We start from the raw sequence: 15,579 nt of genomic DNA, 5'->3' as shown, positions 1-15,579 counted from the left end.
TCAATATAATCCGTTTGCAAACGCGTCAAACTTTTGTCTAAAGACAAGGCAATACTTGCAGGAGAAAAATCCATATTTTCTCTGATGTAAGACAATCCAGGATTAGGCCCTGCGATTTTTGAAGCCAAAATTATTTCTTCTCTTTTTCCTGATTTTTTAAACCAGGTACCCAATATTTTCTCGGTGCTTCCGTAGGTTTCTTTGCGTCCTGGTACAGAATACATCTCGGCAGTATCAAAAAAATTAATTCCTTGTTCGAGCGCATAATCCATTTGGGCGTGACCATCGGCTTCAGTGTTTTGTTGACCAAAAGTCATTGTACCTAGGCAAATTTTGCTGATTTTTATATCGGTATTGGGTAATGTAGTGTATTTCATTTAAGTAATTATTTGAGCTCAAAGATACGAAGCAGATTGTAAAAAAATTAAATAGGGAGAGAGTTTACTTACTAGAAAAAAACAACTACATTTGATTTCATCTTAAAATTTCACGAAAATTATGTTTAAAAGAATCTTAACCCTTGCTTTCTTAATTATTAGTTCTATCGGATTTTCGCAAAAATTTATAAATTCATTTCATATGCAAATAAATTCTAACAATTTAGTGTTTGATGTGAAAAATGACTCTACCCAAACAACTACATTATTTAACGCTGACAATAATAGAATTCTTTCCATAAAATTAAATGAGGATAAACAAATTATTGATTCACTTTCAACAAAATTAATTACAGAAAAATATTCCATAATAGGATCTAATTATAATAAAAATACAAATATACTCTATTGCAAAGATGAAAAATCAGGAGATTTATTTGCTATATCATTCGATTTTTTAAACAAAAAAACTACACATATAAATATTCCCTTGAATATAGAAAAAGACAACAATATTTATAATTTTTCTCAAAATGACAAATTTTATATGTTATACACTATAAAGGGAACAAACAATCTTAAAATTAATAGCATTGATTTCAAAGGAAATATAACAAGCCATATTATTGATATTAGTAATTTTAAATTATTAAATTACTATAATAATCCAACAACATTATATAAAAGTATTGGGAGTTTTTATGGAACATTTGCCATAAAAAACTTTACTGTAATTGATTCAAAAAGTAATATTAGTTTAATTGAAGCTTCATCCAAAACAAAACTATATATAAAAGAAAATCAGTTAATTTTTACGTTTGATATTTCAAAATCCGTTACGCAAATATTAAATGTTAATTTAAAAGATTTTACCGCTAATGTAAATCATATTGCGACTCCACTAATTGGAGCATCATTAGAAAGCATAACGGAGATGGAATCAAATTCATTTTTAATTGACGATAAATTGTTTCAATTCAAAATAACTTCGGAACTAGAAATTATTACCATTAAAACCCTTGACGGGCAACTAATAAAAACTTATATACTAAAACCTGAAAAAGAAACTACTGAAAACAGTAATTCTTATTACATTATATCCCCTACGGAAAAAGAAACAGAAGTGTTAAAAAATTCTAAAGATTTTTTAGAGAGATCATCTAAAATAGGGTATGGATCAGGTATATATTGCACTAAAATAAATGACACTTATCAAATCAATTTTGGTGCAGTTTCAGATTTACAGCACAGTAGTGCCATTACTATGTTACCTGTTTTTGGAGTAATTGGTGCCCTAACAATGCTTGTTTCCGAAAAAACATCTTCTAAAAACATTTCAATTTATAAAAAGAGATATGCAGTTTTTGCTTCTTTAAATATAGATAATCAATTACAAACCTTTTCGAACCAAAAATCAGATTTTAAAGTTAGTGAAATTGAAGAATATATATCAAAAACAAAAAAAATATCAAATTTTACAATTTCAAAATTTGGTGAAAAACAAATTTTAGGCTTTTACGATGAAAATACAAAAATGTATAACTTTACAGAATTTGAAAATTAAAACCACAAAAAAAGGTTCAACATTTTCACGCGAACCTTTTTTAGAATTATTAGTTAGTATTTAATTTATCTCCTTCAACATTTCGGCAATCTCGTCTAATCTTGGAGTAAGTATAATTTCGATTCTACGATTTTTGGCTTTCCCTTCTGCAGTGGCATTACTTGCTAATGGTGAAAACTCCCCTCTTCCTGCAGCGGTAAGATTTTTTTTGTTGATAGCTTTGTTTTCGCTCAAAATGGCAACAATCGCCGTAGCTCTTTTGGTTGATAAATCCCAGTTATCTGCAATTGGTCCTGAACCTGGATAAGGATCATCATCAGTATGCCCTTCAATCAAAACCGAAATATCAGGATTGTCGCCCAATACTTTTCCCACTTCTACAACTGCTTTTTTACCTTCAGTTCCTACTGCCCAACTTCCAGAATTGAAAAGCAATTTGTTCTCCATAGAAACATACACTTTTCCGTTTTTTTGTTCTACAGTCAATCCTTTTCCTTCAAAACCATTCAAAGCATTCGATAACGTTTCTTTTAGTTTTCGCATACTTTCTTCTTTAGCAGCAATCAATGCTTCAAGTTCATTCAATCTTTGATTACTTTTATCTAAACGTTCTTGGTCTATTGCCAATGCTTTTTCTTTAGCTTCAAGTTGTTCTAACAATTCACGATTTTTAGCCATATTGGCTTTCAACGCTTCATTACTATTTTTCTCTAATGCTTGATAGGAATTTTGTAAAACATCGTATTTTTTATTGGCAGCATCTATTTCGGCTTGCACTTTATTGCGTTCTGATTTTACTTTTGCCAACTCCGAAAGCAAAGCTTCACGGTCTAATTCTAATTGGCTTTTTGATTTAAGCAAATCGGCATTTTCATCTGAAATGCTTCGGTTTTCTTTCTTTAAATCGGCATATTTGTTTTCTAAATCATTGTAAATTTTCTTGGAAACACAAGAAGTTGAAAGTGCTACAATCAACAATCCGAGGGAAATTCTTTTTATCATTTTGTTTTTATTTAGGGTAATTTTTATTCAACTTCAACCATAATTGGGCAATGGTCAGAATGTTTGGCTTCTGGTAATATAACGGCTCTTTTGATTTTTTGTTTTAAAGGTTCGCTAACTAAACAATAATCAATGCGCCATCCTTTGTTTTCTAATCTTGCTGATGGAAATCGAACAGTCCACCAAGTGTAATTATTAGGTTCTTTATTCAAAAAACGGAAACTATCAATAAAACCACTATTTAAAAAACCATCTAGCCAAGCTCTTTCTTCAGGTAAAAATCCAGAAACTTTTTTGTTTCGAATCGGGTCGTGAATGTCAATTGCTTCGTGGCAAATGTTGTAATCACCACAAATTATCAAATTGGGAATTTCCTTCTTCAATTCATTAATGTAGTTTTGAAAATCATCCATATACATAAACTTGTGTTCTAACCTTTCTATATTAGTCCCCGAAGGCAAGTACAAACTCATCACCGAAAATTCATCAAAATCGACACGAATGTTTCTTCCCTCGAAATCCATATGTGGAATTCCAGTTCCAAAAACAATAGTATTAGGTTCTGTTTTCGATAAAATGGCGACACCACTATATCCTTTTTTTGTGGCTGGAAACCAGTAATGAAATGGATAACCTGCGAGTTCAAAATCAAGAAGAGGAATTTGTTCTGGAGTTGCTTTAATTTCTTGGAGACAAATTACATCTGGATTAGCTTGTTGAATCCAGTCAATGAATCCTTTAGAAATTGCCGATCTAATCCCGTTAACATTATAAGAAATGATTTTCATTAAAAAAATTTAGTGTTTCAAAAGTAATAAAAAAACAATAAAGATTGATTGCCAAAAAAGAAAGAAAATGGAGTTTTTTGCTATCTTTGTTTTTCGCTCAATACACAAATAATTATATGGGTTTAGTTACTGCTAAAGAAATTGCCAAAGCAATAAACGCTGATAAGTACGGTTTTTTAGGTACTTTTTCGGGATGGTTATTGATGAAGGCATTGAAAATCTCTACTTTAAATAAATTTTACGACAGAAATAAACACTTAAAAGATGTTGATTTCTTAAATGCTATCATAGATAATCTACAAATAAAATTTGAAATTCCTGAAGAAGATTTCAAACGTTTGCCCAAAGATGGTGCTTACATCACCATATCAAACCATCCTCTGGGAGGAATTGACGGCGTTTTATTGTTAAAATTAATGCTCGAAAAAGAGCCAAATTTTAAAATTATTGCCAATTTTTTGCTGCATCGAATTGAGCCTTTGAGAAAATACATCATGCCTGTAAATCCTTTCGAAAACCACAAAGATGCAAAGTCAAGTGTGGTGGGAATAAAGGAAACACTTCGCCATTTGAGTGACGGAAAACCATTAGGAATGTTTCCAGCTGGTGAAGTTTCGACCTATAAAGACGGGAAACTTGTTGTAGATAAAGAATGGGAAGAAGGCGCAATAAAAGTAATTCGTAAAGCACAAGTTCCTGTTGTTCCGATTTATTTTCACGCCAAAAACAGCTGGTTTTTTTATTTTCTTTCGAAAATTAGCGATACGATGCGTACGGCAAAATTGCCATCGGAAGTATTTAGCCAAAAACGTCGCGTGATAAAAGTGCGAATTGGAAAACCTATTTCAGTTGCTGAGCAAAATGAACATACTTCTATTGAAGATTATTGTGAGTTTTTAAGACGAAAAACTTATATGCTAGCTAATCCTTTTGAAAAGGAAACTCCCTTTTTGCCAACACCAAATTTAAAGATTCCAAAAAATCCTAAGGAAATTATTACTGCCGCAAGTCAGGATAATATGATTAACGAAATCAATTTTTTGCGTGATAACGATTGCCGATTACTGCAAAGTAAGAACTATGAGGTGTTTTTTGCCAAAGCCAAAGAAATTCCGAATGTACTTCACGAAATAGGACGTTTGCGCGAAATTACTTTTCGGGAAGTGGGCGAAGGAACAAACGAATCAACAGATATTGATTCTTTCGATACGCATTATCGTCATATGTTTTTGTGGGATGAGGATGCCAAAAAAATTGCTGGTGCTTATAGAATGGGACTTGGTTCAGAAATTTATCCAAAATATGGAATTGAAGGATTTTATCTCAACGATCTTTTTAGATTTGAACCTGAATTATATGATATGATTCACAAATCTATCGAAATGGGTCGTGCTTTTATTGTTAAAGAATACCAACAAAAACCAATGCCTCTTTTCCTACTTTGGAAAGGAATTATTCATATTACACTGCGTTATCCAGAACATAAATTCTTGCTTGGTGGCGTGAGCATCAGCAATCAATTTTCTGATTTTTCGAAATCATTAATGATTGAGTTTATGAAATCGAATTTCTATGATCCTTATATTGCACAATACATTCATCCTAAAAAAGCTTTTAAAGTCAAGTTAAAAGATGCCGATAAAGATTTTATTTTTGATGAAGCTGAAGCTGACTTAAATAAATTTGATAAAATTATCGACGAGTTAGAACCTGGCGCCTTGCGTTTACCTGTTTTGATAAAAAAATACATTAAACAGAATGCGAGAGTAGTCGCTTTTAATGTTGACCCGCTGTTTAATAACGCTGTCGACGGCTTAATGTATATTCGAATTTCTGATATTCCTGATAGCACCGTAAAACCCGTTATGGAAGAATTTCAGGCTGAATTGGAAAAAAAATTAGCTGAAAAAGATTAGGGAAATTTAAGTTTTACCTCCAAATTGACTGATGCAAAATGTCATCAATAGAATTATTCTTTATAAAATAAATGATTCTAATAAAGTGATAAGTTGCTAAAAAAATTGCTAAACCATAAGCTAGTTTTTTATTGAACAACCATTTGTTGAAATATTCTTTTTTGGTGATTAACTCGGTAGTAAGAACTACAATTGTGACAATGCAAAATGCAATCACTAATGGCCCAAAAAGGTGGTAATACAAACTTTTTTGCAAGTCACCCTCATAAAAATAGACCAATGATTTTGTTATCCCACAACCCGGACAAGGAAAACCTGTGAGCATCTTTAATGAACATAACGATTGATCCGTTTCGAGATGATTATTTACATTAAACAACATTAAAAAATATGGAATCATCAGCGTAATTAATGCGCCGATAATTCCGTAGATTTTACGTTTTGATTTTGTATTAATTATAAAGTCTATTGATGTCATTTTGAACAATCATTGCAGCAGCCATTGGAAAGAAAAACCCTAAAACCATCAATAATGTAGAATCATCTTTTTGTGGATAACCAATGCGTTTATATACTTCTGGCAAAGCTTCTCTTCCTGCTAAGTAGAAAAAATAAATATTTATAGGAAAACAACACCCTGCAAAAATTGCAATTGGCGAAGAAATAACTTCACGCCCTGTGACAGCATTTAGTACTTCGGCTATCTTATAATTCCAATAAATATGATATAATCCGCAAGTGATAAATCCTAAGATTAATACTAATACCGGATCAACTTTAAATACGGGAATTGGGTTGTTTGGTGTGTTCCAATGTTCTGGTTTTGTGGTTTCCATAGTTTGATTATTAATTAGTTAAGGTAAAAATAGTAGATTTTTATTGAAATGTATTATTGATTGGTTTTAAATATATCATTTTAACTTATATTGTATAACTTCTTGATTTTATCTACAATCACTTGTGCCAATCTTTCGTGGCTTTCAAAAGTCCATCCGGCAATATGTGGCGTAAGAATTGCATTTCTTGCATTCAATAAATACTGAAAAGCTTCGGGAAGTTCCCTCGCATTCTCTTGGGATGACAAAAATAGAGTTTCAAAAGACAGCTTTTCATATTCTAAAACATCCAACCCAGCTCCAAGAATTTTACCCATTTTCATCGCTTCGACCAAATCTGCAGTTACAATATTTTTCCCTCGGGAAGTGTTTATTATCCAAAATGATTTGGCGAAAGCATTGATAAAATCAGCATCGACCATTTTATCCGTTTCAGGTGTCCAAGGAATATGCAAGCTTAAAACATCCGATTTTTGTTGTAACTCTTCGATTGAAACTTGTCGTGCATTTTCATCGCCAACGTTTTCCTGAATGTCATAACACAAAACTTCCACATCAAAACCTCGCAGTTTTTTGGCAAAAGATTTTCCCATATTTCCGTATCCAATGATACCCACGGTTTTGCCATCGAGTTCGTGACCACGGTTTTTTTCTCGGTTCCAATGTCCCGATTTTATTTCGTTGTCGGCTTGATTCAAATTATTAAAAAGCGACAAAATCATTCCCAAAGTATGTTCGGCGACCGCATTTCTGTTGCCTTCGGGTGCGGCAATGAGTTGGATATTTTTTGACAATGCATATTCACAATCTATACTTTCCAAACCAGCGCCAACGCGTGCAATGAATTGCAAATTAGTCGCTTTATCCAGAAATTTTTTATCAATTTTGAATCGGCTGCGGATGACAATTCCTTGATAATCTTGGATTTTTGCTTCAATTTCTTCTTTCGAAGAAGTGAAATCTTCGTAATTGATAAATCCCGCTTGCTGCAATTGTTCCCAAAGCAAAGGATGGTTGCTATCGATATGAAGGATTTTGATATTCATAAAAAGTATTTCAATATTTCGTTCACCAAAATAACAAAAAAAATTACGGTTTATCGTTTTGTTAAAAGGATTTAGTAAAACAATTGTTTAAGTTTGTAGGATAGCAACAAAATACAAACTATGAAATTAACAAAACCATTCAAAACCTTTTTCAAAAGCGAAAAAGCAGGTGGAATTGTGCTCCTCTTAGTAACCATTTTGTCACTGAGTCTCGCAAATTCCCCTATTCAAACCGATTATATTCTACTTTGGTCAACTGAAATTGGCTACCATTCTATCACTCATTGGATTAATGACGGATTAATGGCAATCTTCTTTCTCTTGATAGGATTAGAATTAGAGCGCGAAATTTACAACGGAGAATTATCTAGTATTAAAAATGCCGCCTTGCCTATTTTTAGTGCTATTGGCGGAATGCTAATTCCTGCTGGACTTTTCTTGTTGTTGAATTTTGGAACATCAACTCAAAATGGCGCTGGAATACCAATGGCGACCGATATTGCATTTGCTATAGGAATTTTATCCCTTTTAGGAAGTCGAGTGCCTTCATCGTTAAAAGTATTCCTTACCGCATTAGCTGTAATGGACGATTTAGGAGCTATTATCGTGATTGCCATTTTCTACACAACCACAATTGCATTCGTGAATTTAGCTATCGCTTTGGGTGTTTTTGGGTTTTTGCTTTTTCTGAATCGGATGAAAGTTCATAACCTAATTCCCTATTTAATTGGTGGAGTTGCAATGTGGTATTTTATGCTAAATTCCGGAGTTCACGCTACGATAACAGGAGTTTTGTTGGCTTTTGCCATTCCTTTTGGTGATGGAGAAAAGAAATCGCCTTCTTATATTCTTCAACATTTTTTACACAAACCCGTTGCCTTTTTTATTCTGCCTCTTTTTGCCATTGCCAATACTTGTATTGCCATAAATCCGAATTGGAGTGAAGGTTTGAGCCAAACAAATTCCTTGGGAATCATTCTTGGATTAATCATCGGAAAACCATTAGGGATTTTTATTTTTGCTCTCCTCGGTGTGAGTTTAGGAATGTGCAAATTGCCGAAAAACTTAAAATGGTCAAGTATCATTGGCGCAGGAATGCTGGGGGGAATTGGTTTTACAATGTCAATTTTTATTACCCTTCTTGCTTTTCCTGGAAATAATGAAGTGATTATCAATTCGAAAATAGCCGTTTTGATAGCTTCCTTTATTGCAGGAACTTTAGGTTTTATTTGGTTGAAAATCAGTTTAAAAAACAAAACAAAAAAAGAGATAATGAAACACAGATAAAAACGAATTCGCTTTGCGAAAACACAGATTATCACGGATTTTTATAAATACAAAAAGGGTGTTTCGTTACTTAAAACTGAACCCCTTTTTATCAAATTATTTTTCGAAAATTATCCCTTTATCTGTTTCAAAGAAGTTTTGATTCCTCTAATCAATGACGAACTAAATCCGTGCATTTCCATTTCGTTTAAGCCTGCAATCGTGCAACCTTGCGGCGTTGTCACTCTGTCAATTAATTGTTCTGGATGTCCTTTTTCTTCGAGAAGCATTTCAGCTGCACCTTTTACAGTTTGGGCTGAAATTGCCAAAGCCGTTTGCCAGTCAAATCCTATTTCGATTCCGGCTTGCATCGAAGCACGAATATAACGCAAGGCAAAAGCTGTTCCGCTTGCTGCTAAAACCGTAGCCGCATCCATCAATTTTTCATCAATAATAGGTGCTGTTCCTAAATCTTGGAAAAGGGCTACAACATTTTGCCCGTTATCTTTGTCTTTTTCTCGAAAAGCAATACAGGTTGCCGATGCTCCAAATTGAGCTGCAATATTGGGCATAATTCTTATGGCGCTGTTTGATTCGCCTATTTTATTTTGTAAACTTTCAACTGACAATCCACTCACAGCTGAAGCAATCGTTTTGTTGGAGATTTTCGGAAGTATTTCTCCCAAAACAGTATCAACTTGATACGGTTTTATGGTAAGAATAATGATATCTGCTTCTTGAATATTATGGGTATTGTCTGTAGAAACCGTGATTCCTAAATTTTCAAGATGTAAAATACTTGCGGTATTTCTTCTAGTTACAGTAACCTGATTGCTTTTCGAAAATTTTGCTATTCCCAATGCTATGGAAACACCAAGGTTTCCACCTCCTATAATGTGTATTTTCATTTTGTGTGTTTTAAAATCCTAAAATCATTTGTGCGATCCAAAAATAAAGAATTATTCCGAATACATCATTTGTTGTTGAAACAAATGGTCCTGTTGCGATTGCAGGATCAATTTTATTCTTGTGAAGAAAAAGTGGAACCAATGTACCTAAAGTCGCCGCAAATAAAATTACGACTACCATAGAAATCGAAATGGCCAAACCCACTTGATATTGCTGATACATAAACGAATGATAACCCAATAACATCAAGGAAATTATTGAACCCGAAATCATCGCAACTCCAATTTCTTTGCTGAAATAAGAGCGACTAAATTCTTTCAATGTTCCATTTGCCAAACCCTGAACTACAATCGCCGAAGCTTGCACTCCAATGTTTCCTGCAGTTGCTGATAGTAAAGGAACAAAAATTATCAAAGTAGAATATTTTTGAAACATACTTTCATTGCTTTTTAATACAAATGATGCAATAATTTCAATTACCATTCCTATTAAAAGCCAAGGCAAACGAGCTTTGGTGAGTTCAAGAATACTATCGCCCGCTTCTACGTCTTGAGTAATACCCGCAGCCAATTGGTAATCCTGATCGGCTTCGTCCTTAATTACGTCAACAATGTCATCAATGGTAATTCGACCTACTAGACATCCTAATTCATCCGTAACTGGAATAGCTTCTAAATCGTATTTTTGCATTATACGAGCGACCTCAACATCTTCGGTGTCCACATTAACGGAATTTAATTTTTTGATATAGACTTCGCTGATGGGTTTTTTTGCCGATGTTGTCAACAAATCCTTGAGCGACAAACGTCCTAAAAGTCTGTTTTCATCATCAACAACATATATTGAATGGACTCTCGAAATGTTTTCAGCCTGAATTCTCATTTGTTTGATACACATAAAAACGTCCCAGTTTTCGTTGACTTTTACCAACTCTTTGTGCATAATTCCACCCGCAGTATCTTCTTTGTAACGCAACAAATCGACAATATCTTTGGCGTGTTCTACGTCTTGAAGTTCTGAGATTACTTCTTGTTTTTTGCTTTGCGAAAGCTCGGCAATAATATCAGCAGCATCATTCGTTTCGAGCTCGTCAAGTTCTTCTGCAATCTCTTTTGGCGAAAGCCTGCTCAATATATTTTCACGCAAATCATCTTCTAATTCAAGAAGAATTTCGGCGGTTTTTTCGCTATCTAAAACCTTAAAAATATAAGTTGCTTCGTCAAAATCGAGTTCGTCGAGAATTTCGGCAATATCAGCATGGTGCAAATCGTTCAGCAAAACTTCCAGTTGCTGGTCATTTTTACTTTGAATAAGTTGCTCTAATTCGTGTATTAGTTCCTTGCTGATTTTAAACTCCATCGGCTTCTATTTTTTGGGTCAATGCTATAAATTGTTCAACATTAAGTTGCTCTGGACGCAGATTAAAAACTTCATCTTCCCTTAAACTGTCTGACAAATTTAATGTTTTTAAACTGTTTCTCAATGTTTTTCTTCTTTGCTGGAAAGCGGTTTTCACGACGGTGAAAAACAATTTTTCACCGCAAGGCAAGTTATAATTTTCTTTTCGGCGCAAACGCAACACACCTGATTTTACTTTTGGTGGTGGAATAAAAACATTTTCATCGACGGTAAATAAATATTCGGCGTCATAAAAAGCTTGTGCCAAAACAGAAAGGATTCCGTATGTTTTACTTCCTTTTTTCTCGCAAATTCGCTCGGCTACTTCTTTCTGAAACATTCCTGCGAATTCTGGAATTTGATCGCGAAGTTCTAATGTTTTAAAGACAATTTGTGTGGAAATATTGTATGGAAAATTGCCAATTATGGCAAATTGTTTTCCGCCAAAAACTTCATTGACATCGTATTTCAAGAAATCTTTAGAAATTATTTTTCCGTGTAATTTGGGATAATTGGCATCCAAATACTCCACCGACTCCGTGTCAATTTCAATAACATAAGTGTTGATAGGTTTTTCCAATAAATACTTGGTCAAAACTCCCATTCCAGGACCTATTTCTAATACATCATCGTAACCTTTGAGATTCAAGGTGTCGGCAATAGCCTTTGCTACGCTTTCGTCTTTCAAGAAATGCTGTCCGAGGTGTTTTTTGGCTTTTACTTTTTCCATATTGTTTGTTTTTGACTACGAAGGCACAAAGGTTTGTTTTTTGCCACAAAGGCACGAAGGCGCAAAGTTTTTATTGTTAAGGCCTTTTTTCAAAAGTTACTAATCTAAAAAATGTATTTAAAGCAAAAGACACACCCTGAGACGCTGTTTTTATTGCTAAAACTGTAGCGTGGTGTGTATTGTCGGTGCAAATTTACCAAAAACACTTCAAACAGCAACAAATTATATTTTTCTAAATTTAGAATTAAAAAATCTGTGTAAATCCGTTCAATCTGTTGCTAATTATTTCCAAACTGACCATTTTTAATGTTCACTTATCACTTCCAATTCCGTTCTGAATGAAAGCATTTTATCTCCAAATAGTTTCATTCCTTCTTCCCGAAGTTTTGGAGCTTCTTCTTCGTAATATTTTTGTAATGTTTCCTTGCTATCCGTTGTATATTGAACAGAATAGGTTGTTCCTCCCATTTCTTCCTCGATTAAAACTCGTACCATTCTTGCCGAAGAGAATTTTCCCGTAGCCAGCATCTCAGGAATATGTTTGTGTTGCATCCAAATCATCCACTTTTCGTGAACGCTTTCGTGTATGTTGGTGGTAACGTTGTAAATTATCATTTGGGTCTTGGGTGTTAGGTGCTGGGTGTTAGGTTAAAAATTTCTCGTTTCAAATTATAACTCTTTATCTCCACGCAATTGCCTGTATTTTTTTCGAGCATCAACAAAGTAAATACTGTCCTGATGATTGAATATTATTTTCTCGTAAAGCAGTTTGGCTTTCTCGGAATCGTGTAATTTATTGTTCTCAATTTCTGCCGAAAAATACAAAGCTTCATCCATATAAATTCCGTCAGCGTGATGATTAATAATTTCTTCATATTGGCTTAAAGCCAAATTATATTCGCTTTGCTTTTCGTAAATTTTCCCCAAACGCAACAAAGTTACTGCTTCAATTTCATCTCCTTTAAAGATTTTCAAAATCGACTGAAACTGCGCAATCGCTTCTTGATTCCTGTTTTGATACAACAAATAATCGCCTTTAGCAAATTGTTTCAAAGCCGTTTGGGTCGAATCGGCGACGGTATTGTCGTTTATTAAAAGGAAATATTCCAAAGCATCATTGGCAATTAATTCTGAATTGGCAGCTTTCAATTCCTTAAATTGTTTCAATGCCCACACAAAATCGCCTTGAAAATAACTTGTTTTGGCAGCTTTTAAACTTGCTTCGTGCGCAACTTCATCATTTTTTAAATCTTCTTCGATTTGCGAATAATATAGCAAGGCTTGATTGTATTTTTCTTCGTAAAGCAAAATATCTGCCAATACCATTTTGGCTTCAGCCGTTTCATAATCGTTCAATTGCAAATCGAGCGCTTTCTTGATTATTGCTTTTCCTTCCTCAGGTTTTCGCAAATTAAAAGCAACTAAATGCGCTTGAATCAGCTGCAAAGATAGCGTAAAAGGACTTATTTCATATTCCTTCAACAAACCCTCTAATTCGCTGTTAATGGTGGTGAAATCTTTTTCTTGCACCTTTTCGATTTTCATTTTTATCAAATAGGAATTCGCTTGAATGAGCAGTTCTAAATCTTTGGTATTTTCCAAAACAAATCCCAGAATTTCTTTGGCTGCTTCCTCATCGTCTTCTTCAATAGTGAGTTGACCCAAATTCACGATGTTCGAAAGTGATTCTGGATTGCGTTTGTAAATGGCTTTTTCTTGGATGAAAGCTTTGCCGAATTCTTTTTGTTGCACATAAAACCAACTCAAATAACGGTTCCAAAAAACATCTTGATTTTTCTGAGCTCTTATAATTAATGCTTTTCGCAAGGTTTCGTTGAAGTTTTCATCACCTTCATCGACCATAAAACGAGCCAACTGATTCTGGATTTGGATCGAATTCAAAGGATTGGCAAATGCTTCATCGAGGAAAGTGGAAATCATCATTTCGGTATTACCGAGTTGACCATAAAGCAGTGCCATTTGATAATTAAAATTATACTTTGGTTCTATTGTTGTTGCCGTTTGATAGGATTTTAAAGCCTGTTCTAAAAGCACTTTCCTCTCGAAAGAATTAGCAATTCCATATACTTCATTTGGATTTTTCTTGATGCGTTCGATGGCTTGATCATAATACTTATTGGCAGAAGTTTCGTCTTTTTGCAACTGGAAATTATAACCCAATTCGACCAAAAGATTACCTTGTTTGTATTTATCTAATCGTTCTCGAATGGCTTTTTCGGCAATATCAAAAAGTTGTAATTGCTGGTAACAATCTATTGCGTGTTGAAAATATAGCGAGTTTTGCGGTGTTGTTTTTAGTAATTCTTCGAAACTGATTTTTGCTTTCTCGAAATCACCTTTGTCGAAATAATACTGCGCCAATTGTTCGTTTTGCGAAAAACAAATCAATGAAAAAAACAGGGTGATATGTAGAAAGAGTTTTTTCATTGATTCAGAATTATTATTTAACCATATAAGGCATTTAAGGTCATATAAGTTTGTGTTTAACTAATTTATTTTAGTTGTTTTTGTATTTCGGGAGGAATGTTTTTACCCAATTTATTTGCGCGAATAAAAAAATCCATTGCTTTCTTTTTGTCTCCTTTTTGAAGATATGCTAGTCCTGTATAATATAGTGCATCTGCTGAAAATTCTGGATTATTATCTTTCCAAACTTCGTATGCTTTTGAACTATAAATTATGGCAGAATCATTTTTATTTTCCCTCAAATAAACTTCCGACAAACTGTATAATCCATCACCATAATTAGGATTGGTTTTTAATAATTTTTTAAAAGTTGATTTTGCAGTTTTAAAATCATTTTTAAACATATAAACCAAGCCTAAATTACTCATTGCAAGTTCATTTGTCGGCAATTTTTTCAATGATAGTTTGTAATAGTATTCGGCACTATCCAATTGATTTAATCTACGATATGACAATGCACAATTATCTATTGCATCGGTATAACTAGAATCAAGTTGTATCGCTTTTTTATAATTTTTAATTGCTTTTTCATAATTCTCTTTTTGAAATTCAGCATAACCATCATTATAATATTTTGCTGCTTCATCATTTTTTGTTGGAGAATTTAGTTTGGATTCGTAATTACCAACATTATCCTTTTTTTGTGAATTTCCACAACCCACAATTAAAAAACTCATAATTAAGCAAATAGTCATATTAAATTTCATAGTGAAAATTTTAACGAATTAATCAATAATATCAAAACCGCAATAGCTTCGCAAAACCTCAGGAATTACGATTCCTTCTGGAGTTTGGTAATTTTCTAAAATTCCTGCAAGTACTCTTGGCAAAGCCAATGAACTCCCGTTTAAGGTGTGTGCCAATTGGTTTTTTCCGTCTTTGTCCTTGAAACGCAATTTCAAACGATTCGCCTGAAAAGTCTCGAAATTAGAAACGGAACTGATTTCTAACCAACGCTCCTGCGCCGTAGAATACACTTCGAAATCATACGTCAAAGCAGAGGTGAAACCCATATCGCCACCACAAAGACGCAAAATTCGGTATGGTAATTTCAATTCTTGCAAAATACTTTTTACGTGAGCTACCATTCCGTCCAAAGCTTCATAAGATTTATCAGGATGTTCCACTCGCACGATTTCGACTTTGTCAAATTGGTGCAAACGGTTCAAACCACGAACGTGGGCTCCGTAAGAACCCGCTTCCCTGCGGAAACAAGGCGTGTAGGCCGTTGCCAAAACCGGCAATTCGTTCTCGTGCAAA

The 15,579-nt window shown here is 33.8% G+C and carries 16 protein-coding genes; 3 read left to right on the top strand and 13 right to left on the bottom strand.

Going from position 1 to position 15,579, the window contains the following annotated elements; genetic code table 11:
- A partial coding sequence (locus PHC28_RS06615) for an aldo/keto reductase (RefSeq protein WP_300097520.1) occupies window positions 1-377 on the bottom strand: 377 nt, incomplete at its 3' end.
- Between the two features lie 202 nt (window positions 378-579).
- Here PHC28_RS06615 and PHC28_RS06610 point away from each other — a divergent pair.
- A complete protein-coding gene (locus PHC28_RS06610) occupies window positions 580-1,941 on the top strand; it encodes a hypothetical protein (RefSeq protein ID WP_300097518.1) in 1,362 nt (453 codons plus the stop codon).
- A gap of 60 nt (window positions 1,942-2,001) precedes the next feature.
- On the opposite strand, the gene PHC28_RS06605 is transcribed toward PHC28_RS06610, so the two are convergent.
- Window positions 2,002-2,943, bottom strand: coding sequence for an OmpA family protein (locus PHC28_RS06605; protein ID WP_300097515.1), 942 nt, complete (start codon window positions 2,941-2,943; stop codon window positions 2,002-2,004).
- A 23-nt stretch (window positions 2,944-2,966) separates the two neighbouring features.
- Window positions 2,967-3,731 carry an exodeoxyribonuclease III gene (locus PHC28_RS06600; protein WP_300097514.1) on the bottom strand — a complete coding sequence of 255 codons (765 nt, stop codon included), beginning with the start codon at window positions 3,729-3,731 and terminating at the stop codon, window positions 2,967-2,969.
- Window positions 3,732-3,847: 116 nt separating this feature from the next.
- On the opposite strand from PHC28_RS06600, the gene PHC28_RS06595 reads away from it, so the two are divergent.
- Window positions 3,848-5,647, top strand: a complete 1,800-nt coding sequence (locus PHC28_RS06595) for a GNAT family N-acyltransferase (RefSeq protein WP_300097522.1) — start codon at window positions 3,848-3,850, stop codon at window positions 5,645-5,647.
- A gap of 13 nt (window positions 5,648-5,660) precedes the next feature.
- Here the strand turns inward: PHC28_RS06595 and PHC28_RS06590 are convergent, their stop codons facing one another.
- The 3 genes from PHC28_RS06590 to PHC28_RS06580 form a co-directional block, all read right to left on the bottom strand.
- Window positions 5,661-6,125 carry a DUF2752 domain-containing protein gene (locus tag PHC28_RS06590; RefSeq protein ID WP_300097513.1) on the bottom strand — a complete coding sequence of 155 codons (465 nt, stop codon included), beginning with the start codon at window positions 6,123-6,125 and terminating at the stop codon, window positions 5,661-5,663.
- Complete coding sequence (locus PHC28_RS06585; RefSeq protein WP_300097512.1) at window positions 6,100-6,483, bottom strand: DUF4234 domain-containing protein; 384 nt, start codon at window positions 6,481-6,483, stop codon at window positions 6,100-6,102. The genes PHC28_RS06590 and PHC28_RS06585 overlap by 26 nt, the downstream gene beginning before the upstream one ends.
- A gap of 80 nt (window positions 6,484-6,563) precedes the next feature.
- A complete protein-coding gene (locus PHC28_RS06580; RefSeq protein ID WP_300097511.1) occupies window positions 6,564-7,529 on the bottom strand; it encodes a 2-hydroxyacid dehydrogenase in 966 nt (321 codons plus the stop codon).
- Window positions 7,530-7,649: 120 nt separating this feature from the next.
- On the opposite strand from PHC28_RS06580, the gene nhaA reads away from it, so the two are divergent.
- Window positions 7,650-8,816 carry a Na+/H+ antiporter NhaA gene (gene nhaA, locus PHC28_RS06575; protein ID WP_300097510.1) on the top strand — a complete coding sequence of 389 codons (1,167 nt, stop codon included), beginning with the start codon at window positions 7,650-7,652 and terminating at the stop codon, window positions 8,814-8,816.
- 110 nt (window positions 8,817-8,926) lie between these two features.
- On the opposite strand, the gene proC is transcribed toward nhaA, so the two are convergent.
- The 7 genes from proC to PHC28_RS06540 all read right to left on the bottom strand — a co-directional run.
- Window positions 8,927-9,703: a pyrroline-5-carboxylate reductase gene (gene proC, locus PHC28_RS06570; protein ID WP_300097509.1), complete on the bottom strand. Its 777-nt coding sequence runs from the start codon at window positions 9,701-9,703 to the stop codon at window positions 8,927-8,929.
- A 10-nt stretch (window positions 9,704-9,713) separates the two neighbouring features.
- Complete coding sequence (mgtE, locus tag PHC28_RS06565; RefSeq protein WP_300097507.1) at window positions 9,714-11,063, bottom strand: magnesium transporter; 1,350 nt, start codon at window positions 11,061-11,063, stop codon at window positions 9,714-9,716.
- On the bottom strand, window positions 11,053-11,832 hold the full coding sequence (gene rsmA, locus PHC28_RS06560) for a 16S rRNA (adenine(1518)-N(6)/adenine(1519)-N(6))-dimethyltransferase RsmA (RefSeq protein WP_300097505.1): 780 nt from the start codon (window positions 11,830-11,832) through the stop codon (window positions 11,053-11,055). The genes mgtE and rsmA overlap by 11 nt, the downstream gene beginning before the upstream one ends.
- Before the next feature lie 303 nt (window positions 11,833-12,135).
- Window positions 12,136-12,447 carry a DUF4286 family protein gene (locus PHC28_RS06555; protein ID WP_300097503.1) on the bottom strand — a complete coding sequence of 104 codons (312 nt, stop codon included), beginning with the start codon at window positions 12,445-12,447 and terminating at the stop codon, window positions 12,136-12,138.
- A gap of 54 nt (window positions 12,448-12,501) precedes the next feature.
- A complete protein-coding gene (locus PHC28_RS06550; protein ID WP_300097501.1) occupies window positions 12,502-14,280 on the bottom strand; it encodes a tetratricopeptide repeat protein in 1,779 nt (592 codons plus the stop codon).
- Between the two features lie 65 nt (window positions 14,281-14,345).
- Complete coding sequence (locus PHC28_RS06545; protein ID WP_300097499.1) at window positions 14,346-15,026, bottom strand: tetratricopeptide repeat protein; 681 nt, start codon at window positions 15,024-15,026, stop codon at window positions 14,346-14,348.
- Window positions 15,027-15,044: 18 nt separating this feature from the next.
- On the bottom strand, window positions 15,045-15,579 hold a 535-nt coding region (locus tag PHC28_RS06540; protein ID WP_367277995.1), incomplete at its 5' end, for an aminoacyl--tRNA ligase-related protein.

The sequence above is a fragment of the Flavobacterium sp. genome, assembly GCF_028712645.1.
In the GTDB taxonomy this organism is placed as follows: Bacteria; Bacteroidota; Bacteroidia; order Flavobacteriales; family Flavobacteriaceae; genus Flavobacterium.
The sequence above is the reverse complement of the archived record's forward strand: the minus strand, read 5'-3'. Positions and strand labels throughout refer to the sequence as shown.

What these genes read in the sequence shown, in the direction of transcription:
- PHC28_RS06610 (WP_300097518.1), top strand. Translation starts at nt 580, where the DNA reads ATGCAAATAAATTCTAACAATTTAGTGTTTGATGTGAAAAATGACTCT.
- PHC28_RS06605 (WP_300097515.1), bottom strand. Translation starts at nt 2,943, where the DNA reads ATGATAAAAAGAATTTCCCTCGGATTGTTGATTGTAGCACTTTCAACT.
- PHC28_RS06600 (WP_300097514.1), bottom strand. Translation starts at nt 3,731, where the DNA reads ATGAAAATCATTTCTTATAATGTTAACGGGATTAGATCGGCAATTTCT.
- PHC28_RS06595 (WP_300097522.1), top strand. Translation starts at nt 3,848, where the DNA reads ATGGGTTTAGTTACTGCTAAAGAAATTGCCAAAGCAATAAACGCTGAT.
- PHC28_RS06590 (WP_300097513.1), bottom strand. Translation starts at nt 6,125, where the DNA reads ATGACATCAATAGACTTTATAATTAATACAAAATCAAAACGTAAAATC.
- PHC28_RS06585 (WP_300097512.1), bottom strand. Translation starts at nt 6,483, where the DNA reads ATGGAAACCACAAAACCAGAACATTGGAACACACCAAACAACCCAATT.
- PHC28_RS06580 (WP_300097511.1), bottom strand. Translation starts at nt 7,529, where the DNA reads ATGAATATCAAAATCCTTCATATCGATAGCAACCATCCTTTGCTTTGG.
- nhaA (WP_300097510.1), top strand. Translation starts at nt 7,650, where the DNA reads ATGAAATTAACAAAACCATTCAAAACCTTTTTCAAAAGCGAAAAAGCA.
- proC (WP_300097509.1), bottom strand. Translation starts at nt 9,703, where the DNA reads ATGAAAATACACATTATAGGAGGTGGAAACCTTGGTGTTTCCATAGCA.
- mgtE (WP_300097507.1), bottom strand. Translation starts at nt 11,063, where the DNA reads ATGGAGTTTAAAATCAGCAAGGAACTAATACACGAATTAGAGCAACTT.
- rsmA (WP_300097505.1), bottom strand. Translation starts at nt 11,832, where the DNA reads ATGGAAAAAGTAAAAGCCAAAAAACACCTCGGACAGCATTTCTTGAAA.
- PHC28_RS06555 (WP_300097503.1), bottom strand. Translation starts at nt 12,447, where the DNA reads ATGATAATTTACAACGTTACCACCAACATACACGAAAGCGTTCACGAA.
- PHC28_RS06550 (WP_300097501.1), bottom strand. Translation starts at nt 14,280, where the DNA reads ATGAAAAAACTCTTTCTACATATCACCCTGTTTTTTTCATTGATTTGT.
- PHC28_RS06545 (WP_300097499.1), bottom strand. Translation starts at nt 15,026, where the DNA reads ATGAAATTTAATATGACTATTTGCTTAATTATGAGTTTTTTAATTGTG.